This window comes from Paenibacillus sp. Aloe-11 (genome assembly GCF_000245715.1).
Lineage (GTDB): Bacteria > Bacillota > Bacilli > Paenibacillales > Paenibacillaceae > Paenibacillus > Paenibacillus kribbensis.
This window is the reverse complement of sequence record NZ_JH601052.1, coordinates 131,931-147,818: the sequence shown is the minus strand read 5'-3', so window position 1 is coordinate 147,818 and position 15,888 is coordinate 131,931. Positions and strand designations below refer to the sequence as shown.

Annotated in this window: 14 protein-coding genes and 1 pseudogene; 3 read left to right on the top strand and 12 right to left on the bottom strand. The window is 49.0% G+C overall.

Features of this window, described 5'->3' with window-relative positions:
• On the bottom strand, positions 1 to 554 hold a 554-nt coding region (locus WG8_RS28325), incomplete at its 3' end, for a FecCD family ABC transporter permease (RefSeq protein ID WP_043890968.1).
• Positions 551 to 1,648: a CobW family GTP-binding protein gene (locus WG8_RS11135; RefSeq protein ID WP_007430275.1), complete on the bottom strand. Its 1,098-nt coding sequence runs from the start codon at positions 1,646 to 1,648 to the stop codon at positions 551 to 553. The genes WG8_RS28325 and WG8_RS11135, both read right to left, overlap by 4 nt.
• A 233-nt stretch (positions 1,649 to 1,881) precedes the next feature.
• Here WG8_RS11135 and WG8_RS11130 point away from each other — a divergent pair, with 233 nt between their 5' ends.
• The 3 genes from WG8_RS11130 to WG8_RS11120 are packed head-to-tail and all read left to right on the top strand — an operon-like array spanning position 1,882 to position 5,013.
• Complete coding sequence (locus WG8_RS11130; RefSeq protein WP_007430274.1) at positions 1,882 to 2,883, top strand: permease; 1,002 nt, start codon at positions 1,882 to 1,884, stop codon at positions 2,881 to 2,883.
• 24 nt (positions 2,884 to 2,907) lie between these two features.
• Entirely contained in the window at positions 2,908 to 3,885 is a 978-nt protein-coding gene (locus WG8_RS11125; RefSeq protein ID WP_007430273.1) for a TIGR03943 family putative permease subunit, read from the top strand.
• A gap of 18 nt (positions 3,886 to 3,903) precedes the next feature.
• Positions 3,904 to 5,013 (top strand): CobW family GTP-binding protein, encoded by a 1,110-nt coding sequence (locus tag WG8_RS11120; RefSeq protein WP_043890967.1) that lies wholly within the window; start codon positions 3,904 to 3,906, stop codon positions 5,011 to 5,013.
• Between the two features lie 201 nt (positions 5,014 to 5,214).
• On the opposite strand, the gene WG8_RS11115 is transcribed toward WG8_RS11120, so the two are convergent.
• The 10 genes and pseudogenes from WG8_RS11115 to WG8_RS28320 form a co-directional block, all read right to left on the bottom strand.
• Positions 5,215 to 5,460, bottom strand: coding sequence for a type B 50S ribosomal protein L31 (locus WG8_RS11115; RefSeq protein ID WP_043890966.1), 246 nt, complete (start codon positions 5,458 to 5,460; stop codon positions 5,215 to 5,217).
• Positions 5,461 to 5,821: 361 nt separating this feature from the next.
• The gene (gene rpmG, locus WG8_RS11110) at positions 5,822 to 5,971 is read right to left on the bottom strand and encodes a 50S ribosomal protein L33 (RefSeq protein ID WP_007430271.1); all 150 of its coding nucleotides are present in this window, start codon (positions 5,969 to 5,971) and stop codon (positions 5,822 to 5,824) included.
• Positions 5,972 to 6,039: 68 nt separating this feature from the next.
• On the bottom strand, positions 6,040 to 6,609 hold the full coding sequence (locus tag WG8_RS11105) for a hypothetical protein (protein ID WP_007430270.1): 570 nt from the start codon (positions 6,607 to 6,609) through the stop codon (positions 6,040 to 6,042).
• Positions 6,610 to 6,689: 80 nt separating this feature from the next.
• A complete protein-coding gene (locus WG8_RS11100) occupies positions 6,690 to 8,072 on the bottom strand; it encodes an MFS transporter (protein WP_007430269.1) in 1,383 nt (460 codons plus the stop codon).
• Positions 8,073 to 8,125: 53 nt separating this feature from the next.
• Positions 8,126 to 8,605: a MarR family winged helix-turn-helix transcriptional regulator gene (locus WG8_RS11095; RefSeq protein ID WP_007430268.1), complete on the bottom strand. Its 480-nt coding sequence runs from the start codon at positions 8,603 to 8,605 to the stop codon at positions 8,126 to 8,128.
• A 180-nt stretch (positions 8,606 to 8,785) separates the two neighbouring features.
• A complete protein-coding gene (locus WG8_RS11090) occupies positions 8,786 to 11,788 on the bottom strand; it encodes a GAP1-N2 domain-containing protein (RefSeq protein WP_007430267.1) in 3,003 nt (1,000 codons plus the stop codon).
• The gene (locus tag WG8_RS11085) at positions 11,785 to 13,050 is read right to left on the bottom strand and encodes a TRAFAC clade GTPase domain-containing protein (protein WP_007430266.1); all 1,266 of its coding nucleotides are present in this window, start codon (positions 13,048 to 13,050) and stop codon (positions 11,785 to 11,787) included. The genes WG8_RS11090 and WG8_RS11085 overlap by 4 nt, the downstream gene beginning before the upstream one ends.
• Before the next feature lie 16 nt (positions 13,051 to 13,066).
• Positions 13,067 to 13,720, bottom strand: a complete 654-nt coding sequence (locus WG8_RS11080; protein WP_007430265.1) for a hypothetical protein — start codon at positions 13,718 to 13,720, stop codon at positions 13,067 to 13,069.
• 17 nt (positions 13,721 to 13,737) lie between these two features.
• On the bottom strand, positions 13,738 to 15,027 hold the full coding sequence (locus WG8_RS11075; RefSeq protein WP_007430264.1) for a vWA domain-containing protein: 1,290 nt from the start codon (positions 15,025 to 15,027) through the stop codon (positions 13,738 to 13,740).
• 46 nt (positions 15,028 to 15,073) lie between these two features.
• Positions 15,074 to 15,888, bottom strand: a pseudogene (locus tag WG8_RS28320) (transcription initiation factor TFIID); the annotation flags it as partial.

The window sequence follows — 15,888 nt, the reverse complement described above, 5'->3', positions numbered from 1 at the left end:
CCTGCCAGCAGTAATCGTGTCGTCGATATCCGTCCGGCCACACGGGCTAATCCGAACACCATAAGCATCGCTGCAAGCGAACCTAAAAAAGCAGACAAAGGCAGCGCAAACCGTCCAAGGATACCAAAGGCTCCAAACACAATAACCAGCGTCGCTGTAACAGAAGCCCCGGACGAGACTCCTAAAATATAGGGGTCTGCTAACGAATTGCGAATTAATGCCTGAATAGCCGCCCCTGTAACAGCTAACCCTCCCCCTACGATAACGCCCAGCAGCACGCGTGGAAAGCGGATTTCCCAGACGATATATTCCTCCGGCCTGGTCCATGTCACAGGTAACCACTGGTCCAGCCAGGGAAGATGCGACAGTGCAATTCGCCATACCGTTCCTGGCGCGACAGCCACAGGACCGAGCATGACTGCAACTGTGACCGACAGCACCAGCCCGGCAGCCAGCAGCAGCAGAATGGTGGTAAATCCCAAAGCAGATTTTCCAGCTATATGGGTGCGAGAATTATGTTTTGATGGATAAACGCTACTCGTTCCCGATGTCATAACCCAGTCAATGGCTTTCGGGCCAATTCCAGCGTTCTCAACCGTTCTTCAATCTCGGAAGCCGAGAAATTTTCACCCATAAGGACCGCAACATCGTTCACCGGCTTTTGCGGGCGAATCGGAATGATTTCCAGCTCCCGATAAGCAAACTGGAACATCATCTGACCCTCTGTTTCGAGAAAACGTACAATTCCTTTGGCACGGTAAATTTCAGCAGGCAAGCTGCGGAACAGCTGTTCAAACCTGGAACGCGGCACAGGTTGCCCGAAGAAATGCGTGTGAACGACAACATGGTCGTAGGAATGAACATGCCCCCCGTGTCCGTGATCATGATCGTGGTGGTCATGATTGTGGTGGTGATCATGATGGTCATGGTCTGCATGGTGATGGTCTGCAGGAACATCATGATCGTGCAGATGATTTTCCGAATGATGATCATTCCCGTTATCGGCTATGGGCTCTTTTGAACGCGAGACATCCATGCGATCCTCTCCTTGAATGGAGAAAAAAGCATTTGCGTCTACGTCGCTCCGTTGTGTACTCACAGTCAGCGCATAGGGATTTAATTCCTTGACGAGGGCTTGTACTTTCTGCAACTCACCCGTGGCCAGTAAATCGGTCTTGTTGATAATCAGCTTGGAAGCGCAGCGAAGCTGATCCTGCATCAAACGAAGCGACTTGCTTCTCTCGTTACCTGAGGCATAATCCAAAAATTGACGCGCGTCCATCACCGTAATAACGGATTGTAAAACCATAGCGGAATACATAGAAGCATCTGTTACGGCATCTACAATTTCCATCGGATTGGCTACTCCGGTACATTCGACAATAATCACGTCCGGCTTATATTCCTCGGCAAGATTCATCAATTCAACACCCAGGTCCCCGCGAATGGTGCAGCATATACAACCACTGAGCATTTCCTTCATGGGAGCTTGACCGTTCACCACACTGCCGTCCAGATTCACATCGCCCAACTCATTCATCAAAATAGCTGGCTTGAGGCCCTGCTCTTTATAATAAGCCAGTGCATGCTGAAGAAGAGTTGTTTTACCGCTGCCCAAAAACCCGGATAAAACAACAATCGGTATCATATGATCCTCCTTATCTTTACAACATTTAATATGGATCGTACCGTAAAAGTTTCCTTCTTGCAATCATTTATCGAATTTTAATCGTAATAATTACTATTAACAAACATAAATATATATGACCCGTCACTGACTTGTCAACATAGGAGGTGATTCACACACTCTTCTGCAGGCATGTTTGTCCTGCAACAGACATAGGATGTAGACAACTACCCTTATTTTCGAGGAGACGTGTAATGAAAAACAGTACGCTGTTGAAGATGCTGCCTTTTATGATTCCATTCGTCTTTCTGATCCCCGTGCTTGTTACGCTCTCTCCCCGGTGGCTTCGCTCATTGGATATGAGTCAGATGCAGTCGTTAAAAACGGTATTTATGGGTATTTTCCTGGAAGCCATGCCGTTTCTCCTTATTGGCGTTCTGGTCTCCTCCCTTTTACAATGGCTTGTGCCAGAAGCATGGATACGTAAAATGGCGCCTGCGCATCCTGTTCCGGGTGTTCTGCTGGCCTCATTGCTGGGGCTGCTGTTTCCGATCTGTGAATGCGGCATGATTCCTGTTGTTCGCCAATTGATGCTCAAGGGAATGCCTGCCTATATGGGCATCACCTTTATTTTAAGTGGGCCGATCATCAATCCCGTCGTGCTGGCTGCAACGATGATGGCTTTCCCTTCCCATCCAGAGGTCACGGCCGTTCGTATGGGGCTGGCCTTTGCCGTTTCCGCAATGATTGGGCTGATCGTATATACCTTTGTGCGTGTGCATCCGCTCAAACGGTCGTTGCTGTCTTTTAACCAGCAGAAGCAGAGCGGCCAGACTCATCGGCATCATCGCACCATGCGAGGCTTTTTTGTACATGCTGGCGATGAATTTTTGGACATGAGCAAATATCTCATTATTGGCGCATTATTGACGGCCTGTATCCAGACATTCATCCCGCGCGATGAAATGCTTTCGTTAAGCAGTGGAACAATCGGCTCATATGTCTTTATGATGGGCTTTGCCTATGTGCTGTCACTGTGCTCCAGCTCCGATGCCTTTGTCGCTACCGCTTTTTCGCATACCTTTACATTAGGTCCGCTGGCAGCCTTTCTCGTGCTCGGTCCGATGCTGGATTTCAAAGGTACACTTATGCTGCTAAGCACCTTCCGTACCAAATTTGTCGCCGTCCTGTGCCTGCTCATTATTTCGCTTGTCCTGGTGGGATCTATAGCTGCTGAATGGTTATTAGGAAGGTGAGAATTAGGGAGGTGAATACTGGCAATGAATTCAGCCTTTAGCATCCGCTGGCAATATGGTATACGCTCCTTTCTTATGATTGGTTTGGCCCTGCTTATCATCCTATTAAGCCGCACGAATGCACTTCATTACTACTTGGCTCCACACATGCAAAAGCTGCTTCTGCTTTGCCCTGTGCCCTTGCTATTCATCGCTTTCGCGATGGCATGGCATGGAATAGTCGGAGCGCGAGACGGTGAGGATATGTGTGATTGCGAGCATCCTTTACCTCAAGGCTGGTTCAAAAAAATGCTCGTATATGGAATGTTGCTCATTCCGCTGCTGTTCGGCGCTTTGTTGCCCAATCAGGCACTCGGCAGTGATATGGCGGCCAAAAAAGGCATGTCCTTCACCTATCCTAACCCGGATATTCGCCGCAAAACAGATATACCGCCCGTTCCTGTACCCGCATCCGCTATTTTATCATCGGCGTCTTTTGGGGCAGCTTCGTCTCCACCCAAGGACAAATGGAGTCAGGAAACGCTGGATAAGCTGTTCGTTCCGCCTGACAAGTACAATACGGAATTCGCCGAGCTGGCAAAACGCCTGTATCAGCAGCCCATCATACAGATCAAGCCGGAAATTTTCTCTGAAACCATCGGAGCCATCGAATTATACAAGCATGCTTTTGAAGGCAAAAAAGTACAGGTGACCGGCTTTGTCTATAAAGACAGCAGTCTGCTGGATAAAGGTTTATTTGCGGTGGGCAGGTTCCTCGTCATGTGTTGCACTGCTGATGCCATGCCCTTCGGGGTCATCGTCCAATCCCACAAGACCCCATCCTTTGACAAGGACACCTGGGTGACCATTGAAGGAACATTGCATACCACGTATAAGAACCATGCTCCTATACTCGAAATTCGATCCGGCAACATAACCGAAGTCGAGCAGCCGGAATCCCCATATGTCTATACCCAAGCAGACTCGGTAGCCACCTTTGATCGCTTGAATGCAACACACTAATCCCGGCAAGGAGGATACATGATGAACAAGGTTCCAGTGATTTTAATCAGCGGTTTTCTCGGAAGCGGCAAAACGACCCTGCTTCTGCGCCTGCTGGCCCATACCCGTCAAATCCCGCTTCGCGCTGCTGTATTAATGAATGAAATGGGTGAGTATGACGTAGACGGTGCGATTATTTCAGAAGAAATGCCTGACGTAGCTGTGGAAGGATTGCTGGAGGGCTGTATTTGCTGCAGTAAAAAAAGCGAGCTGCCAGGTGCTCTGCATACCCTCCTCAGTCAGGAGCCGGATTTGATTTTTATGGAAACGACAGGAGTGGCCAACCCTGAGCAAGTGCTGGAAGAGCTGCGCTCCCCGCTGCTGGCAAACCGGCTCTATCTCGTTCATAGCATCAGTGTTGTGGACGCAGAGCTTTTTCATGAATACAACAGCCGCTTCACCGCTGACAAGGAGCTGGTTCGAACTCTGCACGGGCAGCTTCGCACCGCAGACTTCATTGTGGTGAACAAGACGGATGCCGCAAGTAGCCGTGAAGTGAAGAAGGTCGTCAAGAGCATTCGCAAGCATAACGATACGGCCAAGCTGCAAACGACTACATATAGCCAGGTTGATCTTGAGCCACTGCTGGAGCCTGTTCTGGTCCGTTTATCCGTTGCTGCCAAGCCTGAGCAGGTGCCTCAACCCGCACCAGTACAGGCTCAGCCAGCCGATGCAGTCGCAACGTCGATCCCCACTGCTGGCAAAGAGATCAGACGACCCGCCAGTATGTCCAGAAGTACGGCATTCAAAGTTATTTCTGCGCACAGCCATAGCTACAGCTACGATCCCAACCAGCCCGATTCGTTTTCCCATCTGGAGAGTGTGACACTGCATCAATATTCTTCGCAACCACTGGAAAAACAGCGTTTGGAAAACTTTCTGACCGGACTCGGCTCCTCACTGCTTCGGGCGAAAGGCTATTGCGTACTTCCACAGGAAGGTACAATGCTTTTGCAATTTTCGGGAAACCACTTCGAATGGCAGTCTACGGCCCTTCCGGTAAGTCAGGGATATGTCACGCTTATTGGGGAACAACTGGACAAGACATTTATTGCCGATCAATGGGAGCAGTGCTTCGTTTCGCTTTAACCGACAGATTGAGTTCGAGATAAAAAAGGCTGTTCCTTTGACCTCTACAAGTCATGGAAGAGCCTTTTTCAACAACTATCCTGTACGTGGTATGTACCTCCATTTTAATGAGTTATTTGCAGAGGGTTTTATCTGCAGATAATAAAAAAGCGTTGTCCGCGAATTATTGGCATAATCCACGAACATAACGCTCGACGGGTCTTACTTAAGGTTGTATTTTTTGTTAAAGCGATCCACACGACCACCGATATCCACGTTTCTTTGTTTACCTGTGAAGAACGGGTGAGAAGCGGAACTAGTATCTACACGGATAACCGGGTATGTGTTGCCATCTTCCCATTCCATCGTTTCTTGCGAATGTTTAGTGGAGGCACTCAGGAAAGAGAATCCACAGCTAGGGTCCAAAAAGATAACTTTGTTCAAAGTTGGATGAAGATCTTTTTTCATTTGTTTCACCTAAGCTTTCATGTCATTTTAGTTTCAAACTCAAACGTACTGGCGCAATACTCCATCAGTTGGCAAAAGGAACAGTTATTCCCCAGAAAAAAAGACGACAGATCGCAACGGTTGTGCTCAGGCCCGTAAACGACAAGCAAACGATGCCACATTTTTCGCATCGCCCATTGTACGAACGCCCCACATCTTTCGTCAGCCTTCATCGTTATATAAGCATATCGTGAATGGTCCTCCGGCTCGTCCCGAATGCTGACACCAGCACAGGAGAACTCGGCAACCATGCTCTGTCCATTGGACTAATTCAAGTTTTCGCCGGTTCCATAATACAGGCCGCTATGTAGCCAGCCTCAAATTATCTAGTTTCACGATGGATCGTGTACTTTTTCAGACGCGGAGAGTATTTTTTCATTTCAAGACGCTCCGGGTGATTTCTTTTGTTCTTGGTTGTTGTATAGTTGCGATCACCGGATTCGGTGCATGCCAAGGTAACAATTACGCGCATTTCTCTTCCTCCTTAACTGGAATACATGGTATACAATTACAATAGTAATTTTTACGATTAGTTCTATTCTATAATTCACGCTGCTCTTTGTCAACCTTAGTATGTCGGCTTATCGCTTCTTCTATCGTATTCCAGCGATTGTGATACTGTGCGAGCTTCGGATGAAGCTCCAATGGTTCACTTGAAAGCACTAATCTGACGTTTCGGACCCATTCCTCAAACGATGCATAGGAAGCGCACAAATTTGCAATTTCAGGACTCATGTACAAAAAAAGCGGAGTCGTATATTTTTCCATCAAAAAACGGATGGCTGCTTCAATCGGCGTATATTTTTTACGCTTACCTTCCCAGCTTTCAATCACAACAGCGCTCAAAGCCTGTTCTCGCTGCCACTCCCCCAGCTCGTCCATCCGCTTGTAATAGGAGCGTATCGGCTGCTTCCACATTCTTCTGGCTGTTTCTTCGTGTAGCGGATACAGCACCAGCTTTGTAAAAGATAATGCTGCCCCCGTTTCCGCAAAAAGCTCCAGCTCTCTCGCTGTAATCTGCTCAAACGTATCATAGTAGACCATGGTCCCTTTATGCGTCTCGATCGGAGGCTCATAGCCATAGGGTACATATTGAAGGTTTCTTGTCATACCGGACACTCCGTCCTTCCATAGATAAACTTTTCCTTCTATATTATACCCTTGTTTTGGCATGAGTTTGCATCAAATGATCATCCTTGTTCGACACTAGGTGTATTACGACGTGAACCCCGCTGGAACTGCAACGCGTAAAGTCCCATCGTCACAAGCGCAATCAGTGCAAGAACCGTAAATATATTGCTAAAATTAAATACCTGCACATTGGAAACGACAGGATTCAAATGAAAAGTAGCTGAGCTATCGAGCGTTTTGCCCAAAATGCTGGTGGTCATCGCCCCAGAAATAAAGTTCAGCAGAGACAACAGTCCCATGCCAACCCCTACCTGCTCCCTCGCCAAGGTACGGGAAATCGTGTTGGACATGGCGATTTGCATGAAGGTCTGACCTACATTTCCGAAAATCAGCAAAAATAAAATCAGGTAAGGCGACGCACCTACAAACGTGGACAGGCTGATAAAGCAGATAAATATCAGCGTAACCGCCGTGTAGACGAGGAATGAGTTGCCTTTGCTATCCGCCAAACGCCCACCACTTTTGCCGAGCAGTGCCGACGCAATCGCAGCCGGAAACATAATCAGTCCAATCGCGGCCGGCGTAAGCTGATTGAGACTGTTCAAAAACTGCGGTGCCAGGTACGGTAGCCCGAAGCTGACCCCTGCCCCTAAAAAGGCGATAAGCAGACCGTAGGAATATTGCTTGTTACGGAACAGCTTCGGCTGGATGAATGGATCATTCGCAGTGTTAATGCGCCATATAAACAAGGCAAATAACACAACGCCGAGCCCCAAAAATGTCATGTTCGCTTGCGAAATCGAAAGCAATAGGAAGGCTACTGTTCCGCCCAGCAATAATCCCCCAAGAAAATCAAACCTCTGATCCGCTCCACGCTGGTCGTCTAGGTATTTGCGGAAGAACGGCAAGGCGATAAGCGGCAGCATGGAAATAATAAACAAAAAGCGCCAGCTCGCAAAGCCTGTAATCAAACCGGAAATAATCGGAGCCAGTGCAGTACCTAGTGCCAGACCGATTGCCGTGACACCCAAGGCCTGTCCTCTTTTTGCAGCCGAGAAATAGCGGGCAGGCACGATCATAGCCGTTGCCGGAATGACAGCAGCCCCGGCAGCCTGAAGTAAGCGAGCTATAATGAGCATCCAAAATTGATGGGCCAACAGGCCTATTAGCGAGCCTAGCGCAAAAAAGATAATCCCAAACGTAAGCAAATCCTTGAGACGATATTTATCCGCCAGCTTGCCGTAGGTCACCGAGCCAACCGCATATACGATCATATAGCCGGTCAGCAGCCAGCTTACATCAGAAGCGCTAATATGAAATTCCTTGCGAATGACAGGCATAACTACATTAAACATAAAGGCGTTCATCACTGAAAAAACAAGTGTGAAGGCCAGTACACGCATAAGCTTATCCGCATTCGGATAAGTTTGCTCTTGGGTCATATGGTTTCTTCCTCTCCTGTAAAATGCCCTCTATGCTGAAAAGACTTAGCTCTCTATAGATCCACGCAAACGCCAGTATTCGCAGGACGATAGTCGTGAAGTATTTTTCTTAACAACCCGCGCAGTGTCTCCGATTCATCGACAGATAGTGTTTCGCCTACCGAGCTTTTAATTTGCTCAATGGTGCGTTCCGCTGCCTTGTGAATTTTCAAGCCTTCCTCGGTCAAATATATTTGCTTCATTCGAGCATCCTCCGGGTGGCTTTGACGCACTGCCCAGTTTTTTGCAACCATCCCGTTGACCAGGCTGGTAACACTTGATTTATCAATAAGCAATAGCTTTTCTAAATCGGTGTTGGTCACCCCAGGCGACATCGCCAGAACATAAAGCGTCTGCGATTGCGAGGAGGTCAGACCCAAAGGGCGCAGTGCCGTTTCAATCTCGCGTCGGACCGTGGTAAAGATCCATTTAATTAAATACATCGTGCTTTCTTCCTCCCAGGGAAGACAAACGGGATACACCTCACTTCCCATCTCATTCCTAACCTCCACATCCGCCAAATTTTAATAGTTTGAATTCCAACTAATTTTAAACAGTCATCTGCCTCGTGTCAATACTTTTCGTAAGGTACTTTATTATTTAAAATACATAACAAAAAGACGAGCCTGTAAGGGAAGCTCATCTTTTTGCTTACACATAAAATATGTGGTTGCTTAATCCGCTGACTTCACTTGAACCAACGGGTATTCTTTGCCATCGACCGTAACTGTGCCAGCATCGTCCAGCTCCAGCCGTTGCCAAATGGTCAGGAGTGTACGATAAGGATACTTTTCCAAATCATACTCCGTTGGCGCGTTAGCATCTGTGTTGGCTCCATCGCCTGAACCTGCCCCCTGGTTAGCCGTTGTTGCTGTAGTACCAGACGTTGTACTTCCTGTGGCTTGATTGGCAGTTGTGCCGTTGCCCACTCCAGGAGTTGTCGAGTCACTACCTGCGGATTCTCCAGCCGGTGTCGTGCTTCCAACGGTACTGCCGGTTTTCGCGTCACCCGACTGTCCTTTGCCGGTTTTATCGATTGCGGCCTTGTCGTTTTGCTCAGCAAGCGTAAAATTTTCGTATGAATGCTCCTGTTGATCCGCGCCGACAAGGACGAGCTTTTCTGGCTTAAACGCCGCCTGCTCCGCCGATGTTTGAAACGCAAACAACAGCTTGACCATTTTCGTAGTCGACTTGGTGTTAGGTATATGGGTCACTATCGTCGTCGGTTCCTCTTTTACAGGCACTGTAGGCTTTGCTACAGGCTGCTGCACAGGCTTAGGAGCCGCAGCAGGCGCAGTTGAATCACCAGATCCGATCACCCCGGCAGCTTTCAGGCCACCCAGCGTACCTGCAATGACAATCAGCACGATCCCCGAAATGATGCCGCCTTTGCGAAAGCGGCGCAGCGTTTTGACCAAAGACGTATCCGTCTCGCGCTTCGCTGTCAGATAGAAATTTTTGAAGACCGGATTTGCAGGTTCAAAATATTGACGCCACAGCGTTTTTTTATGCAGCCCCTCGCGCCCTTCCTTTTGGAAAAACAACAGCAGCGCCCGTCGGTAGGCCGGTTCAAAACCACCCCGTGGTGTAGCAAATTCAGTCTGTCCCTCGGACCAGCGGATAAAGCGGTACATCGTATCGTTATCCTTCGCCCATTTGCGGACAGAGCTAACCAGGCGGGCAAAGTCCAATATGCCTTCACCCGGACCGTCAGAGCGGTAGAATGCGGGCAGCAGGCGGGCAAAATGGCCTTCCGTTAGCTGCTGGGGCAGCCATCCGTAAGCCCAGTCCTGCACCTTCTCTATTTCGCCCGGCTCCAGACCGTCCAGCACCGACGGTTCCGGGTCCTCTGTGCTAAACCAATCATAAGCCGCGATCAAGCGTACTGCTTGTCCCTTGAGAGGAGCGGGCAGCTTGCCGACCCACTGTACCAAGTCAGGCCGCGTGAAGAACGGAATTTGTACGAGCTGATCAGGTGATATTTCTTTTAGCTCTACTTCGGTAAGCAAATACCGATCCGACGCCTCCTGCAAACGCTCTGTCAATCCGGATTGCTCCAACGGGGAAAGCTTTCCTCCCGTTGAAGTGCTATCCCATTGACGCAAGCGTTGATGAATGGCAGCCACAGTCTCTATCGGCTTTCTTTCGGCACGCAGTCTGCCCATCAATGCAGATTCAGCCAAAAGCTGAAAATCGGCATTCGCTGATACCTCGATATATCGACTGCCCCATTCATGCACGACTGCCAGCAGGCCCTTTACATCCGTTGTTCTTTTCATCTGACTGTCCATGTAGGGAATGAACAGCATTTTGGTAAGCGCCGGATTCCCCAGCACCTTTGTAAAATACGCCTTGCCTAATGACGGATTCTCTTCAATTGTATGATAGATATACGTTACAGCTTCCGTATTTCTGGCGGTATAAGCGTTATTCAGCGAGCGGATTAAATATTCCACCAGTCGATTTTCGCTGGTGCGAGCATGAACTTTATAATAGTCCTTAAAGCAATCGACCAGTCCCGCCTCTGGAATATATCCATCCTTCACCCGGTCAAATTCGTGATCAAAAAATGACAAAAACAAGTCATTCAACTGCATTTTACGTGACAACGCATCAGGTGACGATAAATAATCAGTCAGGCTTCGCAGCACAGCAACTCGTCGTTCGTTGTATAATGCGCGCTCCCCCTGCTCAATTCTGTACAGTGTAATAAGCTCATGATAGCTGGCTAGGGTCAGATTACGCCCTGCCTCCATGCCTGTCAGCATTTGCTCTGCAAATTTGAAAAAATCGTCCGGCGTCCCGCCACCAAGCAGCGTACGGACAATCCAGTCAAAATAAGGCTGTCTCACCTGCTCCGCATCCACATTAAGGATTCGACTATTGGCCGACAGGTCAAATACAAAATCCTTATCCACGTTCCGATCACCAGGCCGGATACTGAAAGGCTCCACGAACATCAAGTGAATACCTTTTCTGCTGTTCGGCTCCAGCGCATATGTAAGAAATCCGATCCTGTTACGATATGCATAAGGCAATGCCGCGTATAACACACCGAGCAGCAGCTTGGCTGAAGATGCCACCTCTTCTGCAGGAACATTCAGCGCAACATATACTTTTTTGCGGCCTGTGGCCGACATCATAACAGCGTATAGAAGCTGCTTGAACACTTCTTCGCTGAGCTTTAATTGAGTCAGCACCGCTGACGGATCAACAGACGGAAATACGCTTCCACCCGGCAGTCGCTCCAATTCTGGCAGCTCCGTTCCCTGCTCAATATCATAGGCATCAACAAAGGATGTGTTCAGCCACTGCTTGTAATCAGACGGAGATTCACCATGTCCGGCCGGAATCACATAGTTATGCGTGAAAAAAGCGCTTCGCAGCCCGGTAAAATCCGTTGCTTTATAGATGCTCCGTCCCAGGACCACATCCCCGGACTCGGTACGCACCAGATGTATGGCTTCAGGATAGACGCTCTCTTGCTTCTCGCCACGGGCTGTTAAGGCAGCAGGAGCATCATATACGCATAAAGGATGCAGTACCTTTTTTATAAAAGAAGCATCCAGCCCTTTGGAATTAGCCACCGTATCGAAGCCTTCCGTGGAGCGGAAAATTCCACGCCGTTCCCGTGTGTACATCTGCTGCTGTATCAAATGAGAGGTTGAATGACTCACTGTGATTCTCTCCCCTCAATGTACTGCAACTTATAAAGCAGCCAGATGAATGGCTCATCCACCCGGATCGGACTGACCAGCCCTTGCAGCTTTTGTTCGACCGGATTGCTACCCAGAGCGGAAACCGCGAAATAAGCCGTATCTGTAAAATACACATCCATCGTGCCCTTGAACGGCTTATCCACCTTCTCGATAAAGCGCCGGACTTCGCCATCAATGTTTGCGAACTCATCCAGATCCATATACTTGCGGTGCTCCATTGGATTAAAAATGTTGCTGTTCGTCTTGATGTATGTGCCTTCCTCATCTGCCAATGCAGTCAGCATGTCACTTTTGGTCAGGACGACTGCGGTCGGAATGTCCGTTTTCCCCTTATCCTGATATGCGATAAAATCACCGAACATCGTCAATACGACATCACGCGGCTCATCATATTGCGAAACCCATTCGCCCGGCTTGTCGCCAAGGTTGATCTTAATACGTTCCCGAATCGAGCGAATTTGCAGCGGATCGACCATAAACAGAATACCCGCCGAATTCTTAATATGCTGTCCATGCAGCCCGAGATAGTCCTGATCGACCATCCCCTCGCCGGCAACATCAAAAAATACCAGCGTCAGCGGCGGCTTTTCCTCATCCTTAAATACAAACTGGAAAATAAAAGGCTCCTGCATCTTTTCTTTTTGTGTCGATGTCAGCAGATCGCCTCGCTCAAACAACGGTTCCTCATACATGCTGCGGAATTTACGGCTGATCTCTGCATTGAGCGGCATGCAAGCCGCATCAAAATGATCTGCCGTTACATGCTGCAGCGTGTGAATCAGGGAGGTCATATAAACTGATTTTCCTGCCTGCGAAGCCCCGATAATCGAAATGATATTGCTCGGCACCTTACCTGCAGTCACCGGCAGTTCGTTGTGGCAGTGCGGACACAATCGGTGACGCGTCAGCTCACCATAACGATCCGTCAGACCTGTCAGTACATGATCCGAATATAATCTGTGCTCCTCCGGAACATCGTGTGGATAAAGAATCGCCTCCATATCATGCACGCTATCCAAACCAAAGCGTTCCCGATATTTGTTCAACAGCTCATCTTCACCCAAAGCGTAATCCTCGTCATCTTCGCGGTGGTGGGAAGCACGGAATACCACTTCCTCCGGGGAAAATTTACTAAAGCAATACGGGCACACAATATCATAAAATAATGGCCTTGGCGCTGCCTGCGGCTTTCTTCTGAATAAATTGCTAAGAAAACTCATGGGTTGCGGCCTCCTTTCATTCAGGAACTAATTCATATATCGTGCCATATTTCTGACCGTCCGTAAAAAATAACCGCACATATTCATCTCCGCCCACTTCAATCGTGGGCAACACATTCCGTCCCGCGGCAAAGGGTGTCGTGAACGGATACAAGGTCCCATCCTCCCGGTCGGCCGGGTAACCTCCACGTTTCTTCACGTAGCAAAGTGCCTCCTGCGGAACAGGAACCTCAGCTGTCACCTGAATCTGAACTGTTTTGCGGCTGCGAAACCAGCCTTTTTTATGTTGAACTGCATATCTGATTTTAGCTCTACCCGTACTCAGCTCCAGTTGGTTGGCTCGGTCTTGTTGACAAATCACAAAAGTGTCGCCATCCTCACGCACAGCCGGATACACGGTATAGCGCACGCGTCCAAACCCTTCAACCCGGTCACGGTAGCTGCCTGCTGCCTTATATTCCTCACGCGTAAATAGCTTCAGGCTTGAAAAAGGCGGTAAACCTCTACCCTCATTCTGCTCTCCGGCACTCGGATCAGATGATTCCTTCGCAATATATACCACGGCCGCGCCTTCAGGCCACTGCCAGCGAAGCACAACCCGGTTGTCGTCGATTTTGTAGCTCAGCTCCGAAATGACAGGATCACCGGGCTGTGCATCCCTATACTGCATAAATTTCAGCCCCCGTTCTAAAATCCACTGCTGCGTCGATTGCGCTGCGGGCCTTCCGGTGCACCCCTTCGTCGACCTGACGGCCCACCCGGGCTTCCTCCACCAGAAGAACGACGCGTATTTTCCCCAATCGGAAGAACAAGCGAAAAGACAGCAATGAGCGCCGCCAGTACGAGCGCTGCCACCAAACGAATCATCAGATCACCGATCGACGAGCCTGACAGCCCCTTTTCCAAAATGAAACCGGCAAGCAATCCGGCAGGGACTCCGCCAATCGCAAAATTCCGTGCCAGAAAGCGATTATCGAACATCAGTCCAAGAGCCAATCCCAGCAGTGCTCCGATAATGACCAGAGCCGTTACGCGATAAATGGCAAAATACAGATTGTCCGCATATTCACCTGTCCGCTCCGTTACCAGTGTACGATCACCAATTTTATCATAAATTTTACCAAACGCTTGAGCAAGACCCTGAGCGTTGGCTACATTAGAATAAGTTCCACCTGTCAGACTGGCGATATTTTGCAATAATGCTATCCCTTTCGATTCAGCCAGCTTGAGTCCGATGGTATTAATCGGAATCTGACGGGCGATAAAAGGAGCTAATGCTGTCTGGGTATCCAGCTCGCTAAAGCCGTCAGACAGCATAATAACGAGCGAACCTTTATTGGCATTGCCCTGGTTTTCAATCTCCTTGATCGTCTCGTCCAATGCAAGTCTAATTTCTGTGCTGGCGGACTTTATGGTATGCATACTATCAATTTTGGCATAAACCGCCTGCTTCTCTGCCTCCGTCCCAATTGGAGTAAACGGCTGAACCAATTGCGCAGTAGATTCAAAGGAAACAATGGCCACCCGTTTGTCTCCATCCATTTGTCCAATCAGGCTCTTGGCAGCCGACAGCCGTTCATTACCAGGATCTGTATCCTGCATACTCCCGGAATTATCAATCACAAGCACAAGGTCCTGGACACTTTTGCGACCTTCCGGGTTTACCTGATAGCCCAGCTCCAGCAGCAGACCTGCCACGAACAGCATCACCAGTGTAGCAGGCACCAGCAGCTTCCAGGACAGTCCTGAGTAGCGTTGTCGCCACGAATGGCCGTTTAATTGTGGTGAAATCCATTCGCCGATAAGACATCCCAGACCAATGCATAGCGCCAAGATACCAAAATACAGCCCAATCACAATAATATGCGGCCAGTGTCCTATCCATTTGTGAAGAATAATCTCTCCTACAATGAAGCCCACTACAGCGCCCAGCAAGCCGAACAGCAGCAGGAGAACATTAAATTTTCGCTGCTTCATAAGAATCGTTGCTTCCTTCCATCATTAAAGTAGGATTAACAGGTGGCTACCGCAATTCCGGCAACCGATCCGCGGCGATTCCGTGAAACTCAAAACCGTTCGCGGTATATGTCTCATAATACGTCTTGCCGTTGCGATACACCATCAGATCCTCCAGATGGAAGCCGCCCATCAAATGCAGCTTTTCCACCCCGCTGCTGCGACGTTCATGCACAAACCCCAGCTTGTAAATACGCGAGGTAATGTCCACATCCATCGCATAAGGAAGAAATTCGCCTTCATAGTCACCAAAGAAATACTTTTCTTCATACCGATGCTCATGGGTATAATCCAGCAAGCGCACGTTAATTCCGCCATGCTCCTCTAATGTTTGGTACAGCTTTTTAAACAGCTCATCCTTTGGAACGACCAGCCGATTTTCATATGCAGCGGCTACATTGGCACGCCGTAGCAACTCCTCTTCGAATGTCTGATTAAACGGCTGTGAGCTGAGAATCATGGTACGGCAGGTCTGTGTAAGTCGATCCACCAGTAGGGACAGACCTCCGTCCAGCAATCCGGACACAGGCCCCATATGACGGGTATCAAAGAATACAGATTTCCCCCGTTTGGTTTCCAGCTCGTGCATGACATCCTCTGTTACCCGCTCGTAATATTCGAACAGGTTTTGACCCGTGTAGCTGTCAGCCTGGCGAATACTGTCCGCTGCGGCTTGATGCAGTTCACGCTCCAGGCTGGCAAGCTGTACCGTAATATGCTTTGCCTGTGCATGCCATTTTTCAAGCGCCAGCTCATAGCGCCGCAATAGCTCCAAATCCGCTTGAATCCGCAGCATATGCAGCTTATGCCCGTAGACTGTCT

What these genes read in the sequence shown, in the direction of transcription:
- WG8_RS11100 (WP_007430269.1), bottom strand. Translation starts at nt 8,072, where the DNA reads ATGACCCAAGAGCAAACTTATCCGAATGCGGATAAGCTTATGCGTGTA.
- WG8_RS11085 (WP_007430266.1), bottom strand. Translation starts at nt 13,050, where the DNA reads ATGAGTTTTCTTAGCAATTTATTCAGAAGAAAGCCGCAGGCAGCGCCA.
- WG8_RS11095 (WP_007430268.1), bottom strand. Translation starts at nt 8,605, where the DNA reads ATGGGAAGTGAGGTGTATCCCGTTTGTCTTCCCTGGGAGGAAGAAAGC.
- WG8_RS11130 (WP_007430274.1), top strand. Translation starts at nt 1,882, where the DNA reads ATGAAAAACAGTACGCTGTTGAAGATGCTGCCTTTTATGATTCCATTC.
- WG8_RS11075 (WP_007430264.1), bottom strand. Translation starts at nt 15,027, where the DNA reads ATGAAGCAGCGAAAATTTAATGTTCTCCTGCTGCTGTTCGGCTTGCTG.
- rpmG (WP_007430271.1), bottom strand. Translation starts at nt 5,971, where the DNA reads ATGCGCGTAATTGTTACCTTGGCATGCACCGAATCCGGTGATCGCAAC.
- WG8_RS11120 (WP_043890967.1), top strand. Translation starts at nt 3,904, where the DNA reads ATGATGAACAAGGTTCCAGTGATTTTAATCAGCGGTTTTCTCGGAAGC.
- WG8_RS11105 (WP_007430270.1), bottom strand. Translation starts at nt 6,609, where the DNA reads ATGACAAGAAACCTTCAATATGTACCCTATGGCTATGAGCCTCCGATC.
- WG8_RS11115 (WP_043890966.1), bottom strand. Translation starts at nt 5,460, where the DNA reads ATGAAAAAAGATCTTCATCCAACTTTGAACAAAGTTATCTTTTTGGAC.
- WG8_RS11125 (WP_007430273.1), top strand. Translation starts at nt 2,908, where the DNA reads ATGAATTCAGCCTTTAGCATCCGCTGGCAATATGGTATACGCTCCTTT.
- WG8_RS11135 (WP_007430275.1), bottom strand. Translation starts at nt 1,648, where the DNA reads ATGATACCGATTGTTGTTTTATCCGGGTTTTTGGGCAGCGGTAAAACA.
- WG8_RS11080 (WP_007430265.1), bottom strand. Translation starts at nt 13,720, where the DNA reads ATGCAGTATAGGGATGCACAGCCCGGTGATCCTGTCATTTCGGAGCTG.